Consider the following 17006-nt stretch of genomic DNA (forward strand, 5'->3'; position numbering starts at 1 on the left):
GTGGATGGTGATGCGGTCCTCGAGCAGCTTGTTGTAGACGAAGCGGGCGCAGCCGATCGTCCTGACGAGGAACTCGGCCTGTGCCGCCGTCGGGTGGAGCCTGTATTTGTAGCCCTTCAGCATGTCTGCCCCTCCCTTCCACCAGATAGTAGGATGATTCTCTTCTCATTCCGATACCCGCGACGGGGGATGGGGAATCTGACGGAATCACGAACTTCCGTTCGTCATATCTGTCACAGGGGTGGCCAAAAGGTTTATGTACGGGCGATCCATCTCCCACCTACGCTGGGCTTCGCCCCAGACGCTTAGAGGTGGGAGAATTCTCGCTTAATTATGTTAAAGTCGGCACCGACATCTGCCGCAATATGGGCGTCCGAACCGAGTACGAGTGGGATGCCGAGCCGGGTCGCTTCAGCGGCGACGGCCATGGCGTATGGCTGTCCGCAGGCGGCTTTACGGAGACCGGCGGTGTTGAAGTCTAGTCCGAACCCGCGTGAGGCGATTGTACGCAACAGTCGCGACTCGGCGTCTTTGACGTTCGCACGGTCCCATGAGTAGTTCGTCTGATATTTAATCGGTAAATCGATATGCCCGATGCGCGCGACGTTCAGTCGCTCCCACGGGAACTGTAACCCGGTCTCGAGCGCTTCGTAATACCGGTGTAGCACTTCTTCGAACGACCCGATCCGGCTGACGAGCGCATCAAACGTCTCCGGTGAGAAGTCGACGGGCAGGAGCTCGCCTTCGACTTGTAGAAAGTGTTGAGACAAGATCGTCTCGTCGAGGTATGAGCGATAGGGCTCGAGCAAGGCGAGCGTCTCATCGACATATCCCGGCAAATAATCGATCTCGAGACCAATCCGGATCTCGAGTCTTTCGGCGTAATCTCGTTTTAACTGCCCGACCTCTTCTATATAACGGGGCAATAAGTCGAGCGACATCGCCGAGTCTTGATCTGGCGTCGGATCAATGAAACGTACCGGCAGCGGGGCGTGCTCGGTGAACGTCAGCGTCCGAAAGCCTTGAGCAAGTGCTTGTTCGACGTACGCGTTGAGTGAATCGGTCGATCCGTGCGGACAAAATGGGGTATGGACGTGGCCATCATGGGTATAATCAATCATCAAACATCGTTCCTTTCGAGTTCGCCGGTTGACAGCATTGGCTTGATTTGATAAATTTAACACACTACTTTAGTTTGGTAAAGTGATAATAAGGTAAAGGGTGATACTGATGATTTGGTTCAATAAAAAAGGATCCATCCCGGAAGGATGGCACGAGTTGCAAGGTGAGGACGTGCTGCGTCCGAAGCAATGGATAAAATCATTTTTAGAGCGGGCCGAGGGGGACGGCTATAGTGTGATCGAGCCGCCGCTCGTTGAATACTATTCCCATTATCAAGATCTCGCACTCTTCGATGAGTCGGCGTATTACCGCTTGTTCGGCAACGATGGGGAGTTGCTCGTCATGCGACCGGACTACACGCTCCAGATCGCAAGGAAGCTCGCCGACGGACATGAACCGATGCGCGTCGCTTATGCCGGTGCCGTCTATCGACGCACGCCGAAGCATTCGGGACAACCGCATGAACGTCAGCAACTCGGTCTTGAATGGATCGATGGGGATTCAAAAGATATGGAGTTGATCGAATCGTTCCTTAGTATGACGGAACGGGTCCTGCCGAAAGGAAGCTTACGCATCCAAGTCGGATCTGCTGCATTGATCGCGTTAGTGGCGAACGAGGCCGGTATCCCGGAACGGACGTTGCGTCAATACTTAGCACTCCGTAATTTGGAGTCACTTCGCGACCTCGCGGAATCATATCAATACCCGTTGATCGCCAAGCTGCCGTTCTTGATCGGTGACTCGGCGTTAGCAGAGTTACGCGACCTCGCGGAACCGGGCTTAAAACCGGCCATCGACGAAGTGGAGCATGCGGTCGAACATCTACGTGCGATCGGATTGAACGTCTCGTACGACTTCGGACAGACCGGCGACTTTGATTATTATTCAGGTTTGACCGTGACCGGCAGTATCGACGGCAGACGCGTCCTCTCAGGTGGCCGTTACGACTCGTTATACGGGCATTTCGGACAGTCGCGACGTGCCTTCGGACTATCGCTCGACTTAGAACAGTTAGGTGAGGTGATCAAATGAAAGTCGCAATCGCGAAAGGGCGCATCGAAACAGCGGCCCGTGAGTATTTTGAACAAGTCGGTCTCACCGTTTGGCCGGAAAAGCGGGGCCGTGAGTTGACCGTCGAAGTAGACGGTCATGAATTCATCTTCGTCAAAGGCGATGACGTCTATAAATACGTCATGCATGGCGCAGCGGACGTCGGAGTCGTCGGCGGCGACATTTTACGCGAGAAGACACCAGGCGTCCTCGAAGTCGTCGATTTGCCATTCGGCCGTTGCCGTATGGCGGTATGTGGTCCGAGAGAACGGAGAAACGGTACGAAGAAGCTGAAAGTTGCCAGCAAGTATCCGAATATCGCCATCTCGCACTTTGCCTCGAAACGTCAAAACGTCGAAGTGATCGCTTTGAACGGTTCGGTCGAACTCGCGCCGTTGACCGGTCTCGCCGACTGCATCGTCGATATCGTCGAGACGGGGGCGACGCTTCGCGCGAACGATTTAGAAGAATATGAGACGATTTTCACGGTTAACGCGAAATTCATCACGAGCGAGACAGCGCTCGCGAACGACCCGGACGAATTGAAAGCGTGGATTCGCCGGTTAAGCAAGGAGGCAGACAGATGAACGGACAAACGAATCGCACGCGCCGAGAACAGTGGGCAGAAGCCGTCAAACCGATTTTAGAATCGGTTGAGGCGAGAGGTGACGCGGCGCTCCTCGAATGGACGACGCAATTTGACGGGGTCGATGTGATTGAAACGGTCGACCTTGAGACGTTTGAACCGCCGGAGGCGTATCGGGAATTGACCGAGGCGCTAACGCTCGCGGCCGAACGGATCCGTACGTTTCATGCGCGGCAACAGCGTCAAGACGACGTCTTCGAAGATGAGATGTTCCGGCTCGGTCGTCGGTTCATGCCGCTCGATTCGGTCGGCGTCTATGTGCCTGGCGGGACGGCGGTCTACCCGTCGAGTGTGTTGATGAACATCATCCCAGCGAAAGTGGCCGGAGTGAAGCGGGTCGTCATGGTGACGCCACCGAAACAAGGCGGGATCGACTTATCGCTGTTGATTGCCGCGAAGATTGCCGGTGCCGACGAATGTTATCTCGTCGGTGGCGCCCAAGCCGTCGCCGCACTCGCGTTCGGCACCGAGACGATTTCGGCCGTCGATAAGATCGTCGGGCCGGGCAACGCTTATGTGGCGACCGCGAAGTCACTCGTCTCGCATTTCGTCGGGATCGATTCCGTCGCCGGTCCGTCCGAAGTGTTGATCATCGCCGACGAAACGGCCAATCCTAGATGGGTCGCAGCCGACCTGCTCGCGCAAGCCGAGCATGACGTCGAAGCGACAGCACTCGCCCTCGTGACGACAAGTGAACAGGCCGAAGCGATTCGGTCTGAGCTGGACAAGCAACTGCTCGATCTGCCACGCCGTGACATCGCGGTCGAAGCGCTCAAGCGCGGAGGCGTCCTCGTCAAAACGAAAGCAGAAGCAATTCGCTACGCGAACGATATGGCGGCCGAACACGTGCAACTTGCGGTGACAGATCCAGCCGATTATATGGCACAGATTCGCCACGGCGGCTCGTTCTTCCTCGGCCATGAGGCGGCCGAGGCGTTCGGTGACTATATTGCCGGACCGAACCACGTCTTGCCGACGAGCGGGACGGCCCGCTTCTCGAGCGGACTGTCGGTCGATGATTTTTACCGCAGACAGACGTTTCTCGAGATGACAGCGATCGACGAAGCGGTCACACGCGCCGCGATCCGAATCGCGAGACAAGAACAGCTTGAAGGACACGCCCGAGCGATGGCGGTCCGATTGGAGGACGTATGAGACGTAACTATACAGCGATTCCGCGCTATGTCCCACATGCGGTGAGCGGATACGCGCTAAATCAAAACGAGAGTCAATTAGAGCTGCCGGAGCGCCTGCAACGAGCGATTCAGCTCGTGACGCTCCGCTCACTCAGCCGTTATCCGGTCGATGAGCTGACGGCCCTTAAAACTAGCTATGCGACTTATGCGGGTGTACAAACTGACCAATTGATGGTCGGGAGCGGCAGCGATGAGCTGCTCGCCATACTTTGTCAAGCCATTCTCGACACAGAAGACGTCGTCTTGGCACCGGCACCCGACTTTTCGATGTACGGCATTTACGCGCACATCGCCCGGGGCCAGTTCTTCCAACCTGAGGCAGACGGCCTCACGATCGATTCATTGCTTCGATTGATTGAAGCGAACGAACCGAAACTTGTGCTCGTGTCGAACCCGAACAATCCGACCGGGAAGATGTGGACGCTCGACCAATTAGAAATGATTGCGAAACAAGTCCCGTACCTCGTCGTCGACGAGGCGTATATCGACTTCACGATGAGTGATTCCTTCAAGTCGCGACTCGCGGATTACCCGAACGTCATCATTTTGCGGACGTTATCGAAAGCGTTCGGACTCGCGAACTTACGGATCGGCTTCATGATCGCCCATCCCGATTTGATCGAGAAGATCGACCGGTTCCGCTCGCCGTTCAACGTCAGTGGATTGAGCGCGGCTGTTGCGACCGTCGTCCTTGACGACCCGGATTATATCGCTCAGTCCGTCGCGTTCCATAACGGGCAACGTCAAAAGCTCGAACGACTGCTCGCGCCAATCGGCAACGTCTTGCCGAGCCGGGCCAACTTCCTATACGTCGAGACGCCCAATAGTGAGCTATGGGCCGAGCGGTTCCTCGCTTACGGTGTCCACGTCCGTGCGTTTCCGACCGGACTGCGCGTCAGTGCGGGGACGGACGAGGCGTATCGATTCATCAAACAAATGTTAGAAGAGGTGACTTCTTTTGAGAACAGCTGAAATTAAACGTGAGACGAAAGAAACGAACATCGAGCTTCGCCTCGATTTAGACGGTACAGGTCAAAGTGACATTAAGACAGGCGTCGGCTTTTTCGACCATATGTTGACACTGTTCGCCTTCCATAGCCGCATCGACTTAACGGTGCAAGTCGAAGGGGACACGTGGGTCGATGCGCACCACACGGTCGAAGACGTCGGCATCGCCCTCGGGCAGATGATCTTAGAAGCGCTCGGGGACAAAGTCGGGATCCGTCGCTACGGGACGAGCTACTTGCCGATGGACGAGACACTCGCCCGGGCCGTCATCGACGTCTCGGGACGCCCGTTCCTCGTCTACCGAGCTGAAATCAACAATCCGAAGCTCGGTGACTTCGACACGGAACTCGCGGAAGAGTTCTTCCGCGCCGTCGCGATGAACGCGCGGTTGACGCTCCATCTTGACGTGTTATACGGATCGAACTCGCACCATATGATTGAAGGGCTGTTCAAAGCGTTCGGCCGCGCCCTCGCCGAAGCGATCGGGAAAGACGGGCTCGACCGCCTCCCTTCGACGAAAGGACGGATCGAAGGATGAACGTCGCGGTGATTGACTACGGCATGGGAAACGTCTTCAACGTCGAACGGGCGCTACAAGCGATCGGTTGTTACGTCACGATCACGAACGATCCGGCTGAAATCGAAGCGGCCGACGCCATCCTCTTGCCTGGCGTCGGTGCGTTCCCGCAAGCGATGCAGTCGCTTGAGGACACGGGACTCATTCCGTTGCTCAAGCGAGTGGCGACAGAGAAGCCGTTGCTTGGGATTTGTCTCGGGATGCAACTGTTATTCGAGTCGAGCACGGAAGGCATGCCGACGCCAGGACTTGGTTTGATTGAAGGACGGGTCGAACGGATGCGGGCCAAACGGTTGCCTCACGTCGGTTGGAACTCGATTTTACGCGACGAGGACGTCTATTTCGTCCACTCGTATCACGTCGTGACCGCTGACGACAATATCGTCGCCTCAGCTGACTATATGGGAGAGCGCGTACCGGCCATCGTCCGATCAGGTCTCGTGACCGGGATGCAATTTCACCCGGAGAAGAGCGGCGCGTTCGGACTCAGCTTATTAAAAGAATGGAAGGAGGCGGTCGAACGTGAAACTGCTACCGGCAATTGACTTAATCGGCGGCAAGATTGTCCGCCTGACTGAAGGTGATTTCAACACGGAAGAGCAATACGGCGACCCGTATGAGAAGTTAAAAGAATGGACCGGGCGCGTCCCGATGCTCCACTTGATCGATTTAGAAGGAGCGAAAGCTGGTGAGCCGAAACATCTCGATGTCGTCCGTTTCGCCAAATCGTGCGGCTTTTTCGTCCAGACGGGCGGAGGGATTCGCTCCGAAGCAGCGCTTGATGCTGTCATGGCTACTGGTGTGGACCGTGTCCTGCTCGGTACGAAGGCGTTCACCGATCCTGATTTCCTGGACCGGGCACTCGCCAAGTACGGGAGTCGTGTCGCCGTCGCCCTTGACGCCTATGACGGCATCGTCGCCATCAACGGCTGGCAAGACGCGACCGAACTAAAAGACATCGATGTGGCCATCGATCTCGCCAGCCGCGGGGTCGAGACGATTCTTTACACGGACATCGGTTCGGACGGGAAACTGAACGGACCGAACTTAGAGCGCATGAAAGCGCTCCGGGCAGCTGTCTCGGTCACGCTCATCGCCTCGGGCGGTGTCACGACCGAAGCCGACGTCAAGGCACTGAGTGAGGCCGGAATTGATGAGGCGGTCGTCGGGAAAGCGCTTTTGTCTGGCAAAGTCAGTCTTGACGACTTGATCGAATGGGAGGCGCGACATGCTAAAGCGTAGAATCATCCCATGTTTAGACGTGAAAGACGGACGTGTCGTCAAAGGCATCGAGTTTGTCGAACTGCGTGACATCGGTGACCCTGTCGAGATTGCCAAGTACTATGACGCCTCAGGTGCGGATGAACTTGTCTTTCTAGACATTACGGCAAGCACGGAACGAAGACAGACGATGCTTGACGTCGTCAGTGCCGTCGCCCGAAAAGTGTTCATCCCGCTCACGGTCGGGGGCGGCATCCGTTCACTTGAAGACATCTCGTCCCTGCTCAAAGCAGGAGCCGACAAAGTGTCGCTCAACACGCTCGCCGTCGAGTCACCTGACTTGATCAAGCGGGCAGCCGAACGTTTCGGTTCCCAGTGTATCGTCGTCGCCATCGACGTCCGTTTCGAAGAAGGTGACTATTACGTATACACGTACGGCGGGAAACACCGGACCGAGCTGACGGCAGTCGATTGGGCCAAGCGCGTCGCTGAACTCGGGGCCGGGGAGCTGCTCGTCACGTCGATGAACCAAGACGGGAAACAGAGTGGCTATGATTTAAAAATTCTCGAATTGCTACGGGCAGCGGTCGATATCCCGATCATCGCCTCAGGCGGGGCCGGGAACGCTGAACACGTCGTCGAGGCACTTGAAACAGTCGACGCCGCCTTACTCGCTTCGATCTTGCACGACCGAAAAACGACAGTAGAAGAGGTGAAGCACGTATGCAGCGCGAACAACTTGCCGATGCGGTTCGTTACGACGCAAACGGACTAATACCGGCGATTATCGTTTCGACGGAAGATAACGCCGTGCTCATGCTAGGTTATATGAACGATGAGGCGATTCAGAAGACGATTGAGACGAATATCGTCACGTTCTGGTCACGTTCGAAAGGGCGGCTTTGGATGAAAGGTGAATCGAGCGGCAACACGCTCGACCTTGAGAGCATCCATGTCGATTGCGATCAAGACGCGCTGTTAGTCCGCGTCCATGCGAACGGACCGACGTGCCATACCGGAAATCGCAGTTGCTTTTTTACGGAGGTGAACACATGATCCACGAACTCGAAAAACTGATTCAAGAACGAAAGACAGAGCCGAAAGAAGGTTCTTATACGTCGTACTTGTTTGATGAAGGGTTAGACAAAATCGCGAAAAAGTTTGGGGAAGAGTCGTTCGAGGTCGTCATTGCGGCATTGAACGATGAAGACTTGGTCGAAGAGACGGCTGATTTGTTGTACCATTTGCTCGTCTTGCTCGCAGCCAAAGGCGTCTCCTTACATGACGTCGAGACGTTGCTCGCCGAACGGCATGGGACGACGACACCGGCGAAACCGCGCCGCGACGTCACGGAATGGTGACAGACAAAGGGAAGGAAGCCGCGGCTTCCTTCCCTTTCTGGTTAACGATTGACGGAAGCAGCCATACGAATGTACGTATGACGGCGTCCACGGATGGCGATTGACAACGCCTGAATATTCTCAGGTGTGGCGATTCCGGACAGACCGGCGTCGCCGATATGGAAGATGTCGGTACCGCCGCGTTTTGATGATAAGGCGATGTCGCGGATCGTCCCTTCGTCGGCGCCTTCTTGTGACGTTCCGATGGCGGCCAAGACGAGCTTGTTCAGTGCTTGGATTTCTTGCGTCACGTGATAGAACTCATCTTCACGGACACCTGGGACGGTTCCTGGCGCGGGAATCAAGATGATGTCGGCACCAGCTTCGGCAAAGCGGACGTACGCATCACGGTCGATCACGTTACCGACACCCGCTTGATGCATCTTCCCGGCAATGATGACGCCGGCAAATTCAGATCGGGCCGTGATGATCGCCTTTTCGATGGCCTCATTCGTGACACCGGTGTTCGGATTACCGGTCAAACAGACGAAGTCGATTCCGAGTTCGGAAGCGCGGGCGAACGCTTCCTGCGTCGCCAGTCGGCCTTGTTTCACGTCGAACATGTCCGAGGACTTCTCGCTGAAGTCGACAGGCTCGAGATTGACACCGACCGGCAGTCCGATCAGCCGTTTTAATTCCGTGATCGGATTGTCGGACATCGTCTCACCCGGGATGTCGCCGAATAGGGCGTGGCTTTCAAGCCCCTTTATGTACGGATGGAACACGTCAAGCATGTTGAGCAAGATCATGTCGGCACCGAAAGCCCGGGCGAGCTCGGCGTTCGTCACTTCAGGATAGAGCGGCTGCACGGTCGGAATGACTTCGGCGAGCACGGTCCGGCCTTCGGCTTTTCGGATCGACTCAATCAAATCGTTACGGTTGAACGTCAAGAAATCACTCGCTTTGCAATCAAGAATGCGTTTCATAGTCAATTACCTCCTCTGATTCGTCCATTTTCCTATTCCCTATTCTCGCCAATATTCCTCTATAATAAAATAGAATGGAGGCAAAAACATGACAGAAAAAGAAAAGATGATTCAAGGTGAACTTTATCTGGCCGGTGATTTGGAACTCGTCGCTGACCGGCGGCAGGCGCGACGTCTGACGGAGCGGTTCAATCAGTCTGGGATCGATGAGCTCGACGTCCGCAAGCAAGTACTCGGCGAACTGTTCGGTTCGACCGGGGCATCGTTCTACCTCGAACCGACGTTCAAGTGTGACTACGGATACAACATTCATCTCGGGGACCGTTTTTTTGCGAACTTTGACTGCGTGTTTTTAGATATCTGTCCGATCCGGTTCGGAGATGATTGTATGCTTGCTCCAGGTGTCCATATCTATACAGCAACACATCCGCTCGACCCGACAGAACGGATCTCAGGCCTCGAGTATGGCAAACCGGTCACGGTCGGACATCGCGTCTGGATCGGTGGCGGGGCCATCATCAATCCGGGCGTGACGATTGGGGACGATGCGGTCATCGCCTCAGGTGCGGTCGTGACGAAAGACGTGCCGGCCCGTGCCGTCGTCGGGGGAAATCCGGCCCGAGTGATCAAGCTGATTCCATGAATCTTAAAATGACCTTTCCGAACTCGTTCGGAAAAGTCATTGTTCATTTCCAGACTCGTTTTACGTTGAGCGTTTCTTGGGCATAACCCCAAACGGAAATCGGGGACATGAACAATTGATAGCTCACAACAAAAAAGATGAATCCGAAGAAGTTTTTGCGGACCCGTAAGTTCAAGTTTTTGAAAACGTAATCGCGTTGGTAGAAGTAGAGCAGTCCATAGCTAAGGACGGTCAATGGCAGGACGAGGAGCGTCATCGGTCCAACGATCCAATAATGACCGAACAGAGCGAGAACGAGACCCGGGATCCAGAAGAACGTGAAGGCGATATCGAGATACGGCATGATCAAATTGACCCCGGTCAAGTACTTCGTATAAAGCTGGGGCTGACGCCACGGTTTCACTTCTTGCAACCCCTCAATCATCCCACGGGCCCAACGCGACCGTTGACGCGCGAAATGGCGGAACGATTCAGGCGCGTCCGTGAACGCGACGGCGAGCGGTTCGAAATAGACGCGACGTTTCATTTCAAGGAGACGCCACGTGAGAACGATGTCTTCTCCGATCGCGTCCGGCCAACCGCCGACTCGTTTGACGGCATCGGTCTCGTACAAACTGAACGCACCTTGAGCGACGAGTGTCCCTTGGTAAAGCCCTTGAAGCCGCTTGATCGATGCGATGCCGAGAAAATAATCCCACTCTTGAAGCCGTGTCCAAAACGAACTGCGGCTATTGCGAACGAGCATGCTGCCGGCGACGGCACAGACGTCTTTTGGACTCGACACGAGCCGTGCGACCAAATAGCGAATCGCGGACGGATGAATCAACGTATCGGCATCGAGCGTGATGATGTATGAGGTAGTCACTTTCGTTAAACCGTAATTGAGCGCTTGGAACTTGCCGGCTCTCGGTTCATGCAATAGCTCGATTTGTAAGTCGAAATCTTCTTGCGCCCGCATCACTTCGGCTGATGTCGCATCGCTTGAGTTGTTATCAATGACGAATACTTGGAGCGGGCCCGTGTAGTCTTGCAGTGCCACGTAACGAATCGTCTCATAGATGGATGATTGTTCGTTGTAGGCGGCAATCATGACCGTCACGGCTTCGTCCGGATGTTCGTTTGTGAACGGCGGCTGCCGATCGAGGACGAGACTAGCGAGCAAGAACGCCATCAAATAGCCCGGAACGTAAGCGATACCACCGATGATGAACAAGGCGAGCACCCAATTCGTCAGTGCAGCCAAATCGGTCAACCAAGGTAAAGAGATGTAGATAGAAAACAATAACCAGAGCCATGAAAAACCGTGTGCCAACCAAAAGCGAGTCAAAATCGTCCAATACCAACGATTTCCGATGCGATTGCGTCCCCATCTCGATTCGACCGGTTCATTTCGTGAAATCATATGATGTCCTCAATTCTGTTTCAATGGAAACGAGCTTGTCTAATATTGAAAATATATCGTTCAAGTTAGATATACAGACAGCAAATTGAATTTTGATGGGGAATGATTATAAAGTCAACAAATGATGCGTCGTGCATAAAAAATATTGACCCAAATTAAAAACAGGACCCGGGTCCTGTTTTTAGTTTTAGTTATGAAATTGTTTCGGATGCGTGCGCCCAAGCCATCAATGTTTGTCGAGCAAGGGCAAGTGCTTGCTCGTTCCCGAGCGTGACGCGGATCCCGTCCGGTTGCCGCGACGTATGGATGCCGTGCTCGGCTAAGTGGGACCAAACCGCTTCGGATTGGTCGAGTGTGACGTATAAAAAATTCGCCTCAGCTGGCTGAACTTGACCGATCGTCCCGAGTAACTCTGACCACTTGACGCGCATGTCGTGATGCCAAGCGATCGATTCGTCCAAATAGGTCGCATCAGCCAAAAAGACGTTGGCAATTTTCGCGCTCACACCGCTTATATTGAACGGGGGGACGAACTGCCGGAAATACTGAGCGAGTTCGGTCGTCGTGATCATAAACCCGAGACGGACGTTGGCTAAGCCGAACGCCTTTGATAGCGTCCGTAAGACGATCACGTTCGTCAGTTCATTCAAGTGCGTGACGATACTTGATGCAGGCGTGAAATCGATATACGCCTCATCGACGATCAAATAAGGGACGAGGCCTGCCAGTTCGGTCAACTCACCGACCGTCCACAACTTACCGGTCGGGTTGTTTGGGTTCGACAACAGCAACAGCTTCGGTGCATGTTGCTGAATCGCCAGGGCGAGCGCCTCATACGATAAATCGTCCGCCTGAACATGCCGACCGTGTGCGATCGTCGTGAAGATCGGGTAGAGCGCGAAGTCAGGACTCGGTGACAAGACGACGTCTTCTGGTGACAAGAGCGCCTGCGTGACGACGTGAATCATCTCATCACTGCCACAGCCTACGAGCAACTGGTTCGGTTCGACGCCAGCATAGGCCGCGTAGCGGGTGAACAGTTCATCGATCGGTTGGACCGGATACTCATGCAGGTCATGGAACGAGATTGTTGCCAGCTGTTCATGCAATCGCTTCGGCACCGGGAACTGGCTTTCGTTTTGATTCAACCGATGTCCTTCCGGATAAGTGACGGGATAGATTGGGAGGTCGACTTGCCTCATTCCGTCGGCTCCATCGAGAACCATTTTTTAGCGAGTTTATCGATCTCGCCTGAGTCGATCATCTTGTTCAGCTCATCGTTGAACTGATCACGCAAGTCGTCTTCCAATTTGAAAGCGGCCGCCGATCCTTTTTCGCCGTCTTCTTTAAGCGCGAACGTATAAAGACCTGCGTCTTGGTCTAAGTATTTTTGAGCGACCGTGTCTTCGATGACCATCGCGTCGATGCGGCCCGTGTTCAACTCTTGAACGATTTCTGGAATCTTATTCAATGAGACGAGTTCAGCGTCAGGTGCTTGGTCTTGAGCGATAGTCTCTTGAATTGAAGCGGTCTGGACGCCGATCTTCTTGCCGGCTAGCGCTTCGATCTCTTTTAGCGATTCATCTTTTGTCATGATCAAGTTCGTTGCCGATAAATAGATGTCCGAGAACGACGCATTTTCTTTCCGCTCTTCGGTCGGCGTCATGCCGGCCATGACAAAGTCAATCCGTCCGGCGTTCAAGGCTCCGAGCAAACTACCGAAGTCCATGTCCTCAATCTTTAACTCATAGCCGAGACGCTCTGTGACCGTTTCAGCGATCTCGATGTCGAAACCGACGATCTCATCCCCGTTCGCCGTATCAACGAACTCATATGGGAAGTAATCGGCACTCGTTCCCATGACGAGTGTCTTTTTTTCTTCTCCCGTTGTCTCTTGGCTGCACCCCGCTAATAATGCGCTTGCGACTAGTCCCCCTGTAACGATCCACTTTTTCATGTATGAATTCCTCCTTCAAGATATGAGACTAAGTGTAATTGTATAATTATTAATTGTAAAGCATAAAAATACAGAAAAGCTAAAAAAAATCATCCAGTCCGCTTTAAACTGGATGACAAGGATCATCCGTCAATCTGCTGCACGTAGCTGATGACGTCGGTCAAATAGGTCTCGATCATGCGATTTGCATCGATTGTAAGCGTATGCATAAAGTCTGGTTTTTTACGATTTGCGACAGTTCGATGAAAATCGTCCGGGGAAACGGATTCGATTTGACTAATCTTGCGTTCGCGCTCGGAAAGGCGGCGATTGATTTCATCGACGTCGTCGACGACACACTCGACGTAGCGATAAGTGGCGCCATGGTTTTCGGCGAGTGCCAATCCGCGTTCAAGCATCACATCATACAGGCAAGGGCTGTCCAGAATGACGTTCCGGCCTAGTGACAAATTGAACGCAACAAGCGCCCAATCGATGTCATAGGCGACTTTTCCGGCCAGTGCCGGGTCAAGCTTATGATCCACCATTGATTCGAGCAAGGCTGTCTTCGTCACGTCATGGTCGACGATGACCGCATTGAGCTGAGGCGCGATGGCACGGGCCAGCGTCGATTTGCCTGAGCCCGGAAATCCGGACATTTGTAAAAAGAACATGGTCTCACCTTACTTTTCGTTTGATTTACCACGGCTGAAACCGGCGAATAACCTGCCACCGAACGGCAACATCGCCTCGTCAACGAAGCAGACGAGGTCGTCAATCTCATTCATTTGTTCATGTCTTCTTTTGCGGTGATGTTCCATTTTTTCAACGCTCCGTCTTCTTCGTAAATGACCCGGACTTCCATCTGACTCAGTACGAGCCGTTGCTCCGAGGCAAAAAGGACGAGCGGATAGCCGGTCGACAGCGGCTCGTCCGCCTCATAAATGGGACTGTGGGCCTGCATCGCGTAATAGCCGTCAGACCTGGTGTTAGCCGCACCGGCGTCAACTTGGATGACTGTCTCGAAACCTTGTAGCCGTAGTACGTAACTGTACGTCGTTCGGGCCCCACGTTCGAGCCGCCATTCCTCAATCACGGCCTCATGATCGTTTTGATTCGCTTCGAATAAAACTTCTTGCGCCGTGTATTCTCGTTCATATGGAATCATCTCTTGAATGTTGACGGCCGTCATCGTCGCGAGTTTTTGCGATTCTTCCGATGGCGGTGTGATGAGAATCCCGATAAAGATCAAGATAGGGATGAGCAAATAAATGATGACCCGACTTTGCATATGGCTTCACCTGTCCTTTATCGAGTTTTTTCGCCATAATTTGTCAGAACCCTGCCTGACACTTGAAAAATGTCACGAGCAGCACGTTCAATCGTCAAAAATAGGACGACCGGATGTATGATGAATTCAGGAGGGGATTGGGATGAAGATTGGGGTTATCGGCGGGGGAATTGCCGGGTTGACCACGGCGGCTCTCGCTAGTCGATCGGGACATGACGTGATCGTGTTTGAATCATCGCGTGAATGGGGCGGATGTGCCGGTAAGTTTGACCGCGGGGACTACCGTTTCCCGGCGGGGGCGACGCTCGGGATGGGGTTCGAACGAGGCGGACTCCATCAACGCGTGCTCGACTACTTAGACGAGGCGGTCGCAGTCGAGAAGCTCGACGAAGTAATGCATGTCCATCTGAGTGATCGAACGGTCGTCTACTATCAAGCGCGCCAAGCGTTTCTCGATGAACTGAGTATGAAGTTTCCGGAACTGCAGTCGGATATCCGGTCATTTTTTCAAGAAGTATGGACGGATTTTGATAGAATCCGACCGCTGTTCGAGCGATTGCCGGCTTTACCGCTCCGGACGCTTGACGATGCGCTGACCGCATTTCGCGGATTTCGGCCGAATCAAGTAGCGGCACTCGTAAAACTATATCGTCCGCTACATGAAACGTTGCGACGTCATCGGTTGGGCGGGACACCGTTCGAGCAATTCATCGATGGCATTTTACTCGATAGTTTACAGACGGGGGCACGCGAGGCGAGTCACTTGCTCGCGACCGTCGCGCTATCGATTTATCATGAAGGGGCATTTTACGTCGAAGGTGGATTGTACACACTCGCCCACGCCTTGGAACGATCGATTCGACATAGCGGAGGCACGACGCTGCTCGGTCGTCAAATCATGAAAATCGAGCGCGTCGCCGACGGCTGGTTATTGACCGATCGCCGGGGCCGGCTTGAGATCGTCGACGTCGTCGTTGCCGCGATCCCGCTCGAGGCGACACAGCGCTTGCTGAGCGGTGCTGACGAGCGTCGATTTGCCGGGCAATATCGACGTCAGTTGAAGCAATCGCAATGGGGCACGTTCAGTCTATACGTGACGTTGCCCGAGCGCGTCTGTCTGGACCGGCCCTTATTCCAACAAGTGTATACGGACGACTTGCCGTCCGGCCATGCCTTCATCTCGATGTCGGCCGAGGACGACGTGTTACGGACGTCTCTCCCCGAACGGACCGTGACGGTCTCGACGCATATCGATTTATCAGAGTGGGACGATTGGAAAGACAGGGCCACCTATGAGAAACTAGAAGCAATATGGACCGAGCGTCTCATCTCGGCCGTGAAGCGGGCGTTTCCGGACTGGACGGGCGAATCAGCGGTCCTCCTTCCCGGGGGTCCAGGAGCGTGGGTGAAATATACGAGACGACCGCACGGTGCTGTCGGCGGCTATGCACAAACACCGCGTCAGGCTCTGTTCCATGCCGCGAGCTATCGGACGACGCTACCGAACTTTTTCGTGTGCGGGGATACGGTGTTCCCGGGAGCGGGGACGATCGGGGCAATGACGAGCGGGTTGCACGTCGGACGTGCGCTCGGTGCAAAGCTATAATGAAGGAGACGGTGTCATGCATAAGAAAACATTTAATGAGCTGACGACGAAAGAACTGTATGATCTGTTGGCGCTGCGGACCGAGGTGTTCGTCGTCGAGCAAGATTGTCCGTATCAGGAAGTCGACGGGAAAGATGTCACGGCGCATCATTACTGGATCGAAGAAGACGGTGTGATGGTCGCCGCACTCCGAGTTCTCGTCGAAGAAACGCCGATCGCCATCGGTCGTGTCGTCACGAAAGCGTCACATCGAGGCAAAGGGTACTCGCGCAGGCTAATGGAAGAAGCTGTCATTGACTTCGGGTCCGTCGAGCTCTACTTACAAGCTCAGACATACGTCGAACCGTTCTATGCGAGTTTCGGCTTTTCGCGAACGAGTGAAGAATACTTAGAAGACGGTATCCCGCATGTTGATATGACGCGGGAAAGAACAAAATCTTCCTAAAGCAGTGCGGTACCGTTCGCCAGAAGTTCATGGTAGAATGTTGAGGAATACATGCGCACATGAAAACGTGCGATAACATTATAGCGTGCAAAGGGGTTTACGATGGTGACTGACCAACAAGTAATTGAAAAAGCGAAAGAATTAGCCGACCTTTTGGCAAAGACTCCAGAAGTGGCCCGCTTCAAAGAAGCGGAAACGAAAGTGAACGAAAGTGAACGCGTCCAAACGTTGATCAAACGGATCAAATATTTACAAAAAGAAGCGGTCAACTGCAAACATTACGGCAAGACCGAAGCGCTTGCCAAAGTCGAACTAAAAATCGACAAGGCGATGGACGAACTCGATTCGATTCCGGTCGTCCAGGCGTTCCAAGAGACACAAGTCGAAGTGAACGACCTCCTTCAATACGTGACGGTGACGCTCGCCAACTCGGTGACGGACCGAATCATCGAAGCGACGGAAGGCGACGTACTCGCAGGTAAAACAGGAAGCGGCATGGCAGCGGAGAAATCACGCGGCGGTTGCGGATACTAAAAA

22 protein-coding genes are annotated in these 17006 nt (G+C 54.0%); 14 read left to right on the forward strand and 8 right to left on the reverse strand.

Annotated elements, in window-relative coordinates:
- Window positions 1-123: helix-turn-helix domain-containing protein (locus tag EVJ29_RS08985; protein ID WP_148669324.1), on the reverse strand; the 123-nt coding region annotated here is incomplete at its 3' end.
- 182 nt (window positions 124-305) lie between these two features.
- Entirely contained in the window at window positions 306-1121 is an 816-nt protein-coding gene (hisJ, locus tag EVJ29_RS08990) for a histidinol-phosphatase HisJ (RefSeq protein ID WP_131504997.1), read from the reverse strand.
- Window positions 1122-1230: 109 nt separating this feature from the next.
- Between hisJ and EVJ29_RS08995 the strand changes: the two genes are divergently transcribed.
- The 10 genes from EVJ29_RS08995 to hisE are packed head-to-tail and all read left to right on the forward strand — an operon-like array spanning window position 1231 to window position 8181.
- The gene (locus tag EVJ29_RS08995; protein ID WP_070327390.1) at window positions 1231-2154 is read left to right on the forward strand and encodes an ATP phosphoribosyltransferase regulatory subunit; all 924 of its coding nucleotides are present in this window, start codon (window positions 1231-1233) and stop codon (window positions 2152-2154) included.
- Window positions 2151-2759: an ATP phosphoribosyltransferase gene (hisG, locus tag EVJ29_RS09000; RefSeq protein WP_070327389.1), complete on the forward strand. Its 609-nt coding sequence runs from the start codon at window positions 2151-2153 to the stop codon at window positions 2757-2759. The genes EVJ29_RS08995 and hisG overlap by 4 nt, the downstream gene beginning before the upstream one ends.
- A complete protein-coding gene (hisD, locus tag EVJ29_RS09005; RefSeq protein WP_070327388.1) occupies window positions 2756-3973 on the forward strand; it encodes a histidinol dehydrogenase in 1218 nt (405 codons plus the stop codon). Before hisG ends, hisD begins: the two co-directional genes overlap by 4 nt.
- Window positions 3970-4986, forward strand: a complete 1017-nt coding sequence (locus EVJ29_RS09010; RefSeq protein WP_131504998.1) for a pyridoxal phosphate-dependent aminotransferase — start codon at window positions 3970-3972, stop codon at window positions 4984-4986. The genes hisD and EVJ29_RS09010 overlap by 4 nt, the downstream gene beginning before the upstream one ends.
- Window positions 4973-5560 carry an imidazoleglycerol-phosphate dehydratase HisB gene (hisB, locus tag EVJ29_RS09015; protein WP_070327386.1) on the forward strand — a complete coding sequence of 196 codons (588 nt, stop codon included), beginning with the start codon at window positions 4973-4975 and terminating at the stop codon, window positions 5558-5560. Before EVJ29_RS09010 ends, hisB begins: the two co-directional genes overlap by 14 nt.
- A complete protein-coding gene (gene hisH, locus EVJ29_RS09020) occupies window positions 5557-6144 on the forward strand; it encodes an imidazole glycerol phosphate synthase subunit HisH (RefSeq protein WP_071397365.1) in 588 nt (195 codons plus the stop codon). Before hisB ends, hisH begins: the two co-directional genes overlap by 4 nt.
- Entirely contained in the window at window positions 6122-6841 is a 720-nt protein-coding gene (locus tag EVJ29_RS09025) for a 1-(5-phosphoribosyl)-5-[(5-phosphoribosylamino)methylideneamino]imidazole-4-carboxamide isomerase (protein ID WP_131489811.1), read from the forward strand. The genes hisH and EVJ29_RS09025 overlap by 23 nt, the downstream gene beginning before the upstream one ends.
- Window positions 6828-7595, forward strand: a complete 768-nt coding sequence (gene hisF / locus EVJ29_RS09030; RefSeq protein WP_070327383.1) for an imidazole glycerol phosphate synthase subunit HisF — start codon at window positions 6828-6830, stop codon at window positions 7593-7595. The genes EVJ29_RS09025 and hisF overlap by 14 nt, the downstream gene beginning before the upstream one ends.
- Entirely contained in the window at window positions 7544-7876 is a 333-nt protein-coding gene (hisI, locus tag EVJ29_RS09035) for a phosphoribosyl-AMP cyclohydrolase (protein WP_131465196.1), read from the forward strand. Before hisF ends, hisI begins: the two co-directional genes overlap by 52 nt.
- Window positions 7873-8181 (forward strand): phosphoribosyl-ATP diphosphatase, encoded by a 309-nt coding sequence (gene hisE / locus EVJ29_RS09040; protein ID WP_070327382.1) that lies wholly within the window; start codon window positions 7873-7875, stop codon window positions 8179-8181. The genes hisI and hisE overlap by 4 nt, the downstream gene beginning before the upstream one ends.
- Window positions 8182-8222: 41 nt before the next feature.
- On the opposite strand, the gene EVJ29_RS09045 is transcribed toward hisE, so the two are convergent.
- Window positions 8223-9146 carry a DUF7916 family protein gene (locus EVJ29_RS09045; RefSeq protein ID WP_070327381.1) on the reverse strand — a complete coding sequence of 308 codons (924 nt, stop codon included), beginning with the start codon at window positions 9144-9146 and terminating at the stop codon, window positions 8223-8225.
- A gap of 88 nt (window positions 9147-9234) precedes the next feature.
- Between EVJ29_RS09045 and EVJ29_RS09050 the strand changes: the two genes are divergently transcribed.
- On the forward strand, window positions 9235-9789 hold the full coding sequence (locus EVJ29_RS09050) for a maltose acetyltransferase domain-containing protein (protein ID WP_016509483.1): 555 nt from the start codon (window positions 9235-9237) through the stop codon (window positions 9787-9789).
- Between the two features lie 43 nt (window positions 9790-9832).
- On the opposite strand, the gene EVJ29_RS09055 is transcribed toward EVJ29_RS09050, so the two are convergent.
- The 5 genes from EVJ29_RS09055 to EVJ29_RS09080 form a co-directional block, all read right to left on the reverse strand.
- A complete protein-coding gene (locus EVJ29_RS09055) occupies window positions 9833-11191 on the reverse strand; it encodes a glycosyltransferase family 2 protein (RefSeq protein ID WP_131504999.1) in 1359 nt (452 codons plus the stop codon).
- 191 nt (window positions 11192-11382) lie between these two features.
- Window positions 11383-12393 (reverse strand): pyridoxal phosphate-dependent aminotransferase, encoded by a 1011-nt coding sequence (locus EVJ29_RS09060; RefSeq protein ID WP_131505000.1) that lies wholly within the window; start codon window positions 12391-12393, stop codon window positions 11383-11385.
- On the reverse strand, window positions 12390-13148 hold the full coding sequence (locus tag EVJ29_RS09065; protein ID WP_070327378.1) for a transporter substrate-binding domain-containing protein: 759 nt from the start codon (window positions 13146-13148) through the stop codon (window positions 12390-12392). The genes EVJ29_RS09060 and EVJ29_RS09065 overlap by 4 nt, the downstream gene beginning before the upstream one ends.
- Before the next feature lie 122 nt (window positions 13149-13270).
- Complete coding sequence (locus EVJ29_RS09070) at window positions 13271-13786, reverse strand: AAA family ATPase (protein WP_236633492.1); 516 nt, start codon at window positions 13784-13786, stop codon at window positions 13271-13273.
- A 125-nt stretch (window positions 13787-13911) separates the two neighbouring features.
- Window positions 13912-14418, reverse strand: a complete 507-nt coding sequence (locus EVJ29_RS09080; protein WP_070327376.1) for a hypothetical protein — start codon at window positions 14416-14418, stop codon at window positions 13912-13914.
- A gap of 142 nt (window positions 14419-14560) precedes the next feature.
- On the opposite strand from EVJ29_RS09080, the gene EVJ29_RS09085 reads away from it, so the two are divergent.
- The 3 genes from EVJ29_RS09085 to EVJ29_RS09095 all read left to right on the forward strand — a co-directional run bounded on the left by EVJ29_RS09085 (window position 14561) and on the right by EVJ29_RS09095 (window position 17003).
- Window positions 14561-16024, forward strand: a complete 1464-nt coding sequence (locus EVJ29_RS09085) for a phytoene desaturase family protein (protein ID WP_131489809.1) — start codon at window positions 14561-14563, stop codon at window positions 16022-16024.
- 16 nt (window positions 16025-16040) lie between these two features.
- Window positions 16041-16469, forward strand: coding sequence for a GNAT family N-acetyltransferase (locus tag EVJ29_RS09090; RefSeq protein ID WP_071397378.1), 429 nt, complete (start codon window positions 16041-16043; stop codon window positions 16467-16469).
- A gap of 102 nt (window positions 16470-16571) precedes the next feature.
- Window positions 16572-17003 (forward strand): RicAFT regulatory complex protein RicA family protein, encoded by a 432-nt coding sequence (locus EVJ29_RS09095; protein ID WP_070327373.1) that lies wholly within the window; start codon window positions 16572-16574, stop codon window positions 17001-17003.
- Window positions 17004-17006: the final 3 nt, after the last annotated feature.

The sequence above is a fragment of the Exiguobacterium sp. SH4S7 genome (assembly GCF_004336795.1).
Lineage (GTDB): Bacteria > Bacillota > Bacilli > Exiguobacteriales > Exiguobacteriaceae > Exiguobacterium > Exiguobacterium aurantiacum_A.

Bases quoted from the DNA above. Each gene is read 5' to 3' on its own strand.
- hisJ (WP_131504997.1), bottom strand. From the start codon at position 1,121: ATGATTGATTATACCCATGATGGCCACGTCCATACCCCATTTTGTCCG.
- EVJ29_RS08995 (WP_070327390.1), top strand. From the start codon at position 1,231: ATGATTTGGTTCAATAAAAAAGGATCCATCCCGGAAGGATGGCACGAG.
- hisG (WP_070327389.1), top strand. From the start codon at position 2,151: ATGAAAGTCGCAATCGCGAAAGGGCGCATCGAAACAGCGGCCCGTGAG.
- hisD (WP_070327388.1), top strand. From the start codon at position 2,756: ATGAACGGACAAACGAATCGCACGCGCCGAGAACAGTGGGCAGAAGCC.
- EVJ29_RS09010 (WP_131504998.1), top strand. From the start codon at position 3,970: ATGAGACGTAACTATACAGCGATTCCGCGCTATGTCCCACATGCGGTG.
- hisH (WP_071397365.1), top strand. From the start codon at position 5,557: ATGAACGTCGCGGTGATTGACTACGGCATGGGAAACGTCTTCAACGTC.
- hisF (WP_070327383.1), top strand. From the start codon at position 6,828: ATGCTAAAGCGTAGAATCATCCCATGTTTAGACGTGAAAGACGGACGT.
- hisI (WP_131465196.1), top strand. From the start codon at position 7,544: ATGCAGCGCGAACAACTTGCCGATGCGGTTCGTTACGACGCAAACGGA.
- hisE (WP_070327382.1), top strand. From the start codon at position 7,873: ATGATCCACGAACTCGAAAAACTGATTCAAGAACGAAAGACAGAGCCG.
- EVJ29_RS09045 (WP_070327381.1), bottom strand. From the start codon at position 9,146: ATGAAACGCATTCTTGATTGCAAAGCGAGTGATTTCTTGACGTTCAAC.
- EVJ29_RS09050 (WP_016509483.1), top strand. From the start codon at position 9,235: ATGACAGAAAAAGAAAAGATGATTCAAGGTGAACTTTATCTGGCCGGT.
- EVJ29_RS09055 (WP_131504999.1), bottom strand. From the start codon at position 11,191: ATGATTTCACGAAATGAACCGGTCGAATCGAGATGGGGACGCAATCGC.
- EVJ29_RS09060 (WP_131505000.1), bottom strand. From the start codon at position 12,393: ATGAGGCAAGTCGACCTCCCAATCTATCCCGTCACTTATCCGGAAGGA.
- EVJ29_RS09065 (WP_070327378.1), bottom strand. From the start codon at position 13,148: ATGAAAAAGTGGATCGTTACAGGGGGACTAGTCGCAAGCGCATTATTA.
- EVJ29_RS09070 (WP_236633492.1), bottom strand. From the start codon at position 13,786: ATGTCCGGATTTCCGGGCTCAGGCAAATCGACGCTGGCCCGTGCCATC.
- EVJ29_RS09080 (WP_070327376.1), bottom strand. From the start codon at position 14,418: ATGCAAAGTCGGGTCATCATTTATTTGCTCATCCCTATCTTGATCTTT.
- EVJ29_RS09085 (WP_131489809.1), top strand. From the start codon at position 14,561: ATGAAGATTGGGGTTATCGGCGGGGGAATTGCCGGGTTGACCACGGCG.
- EVJ29_RS09090 (WP_071397378.1), top strand. From the start codon at position 16,041: ATGCATAAGAAAACATTTAATGAGCTGACGACGAAAGAACTGTATGAT.
- EVJ29_RS09095 (WP_070327373.1), top strand. From the start codon at position 16,572: ATGGTGACTGACCAACAAGTAATTGAAAAAGCGAAAGAATTAGCCGAC.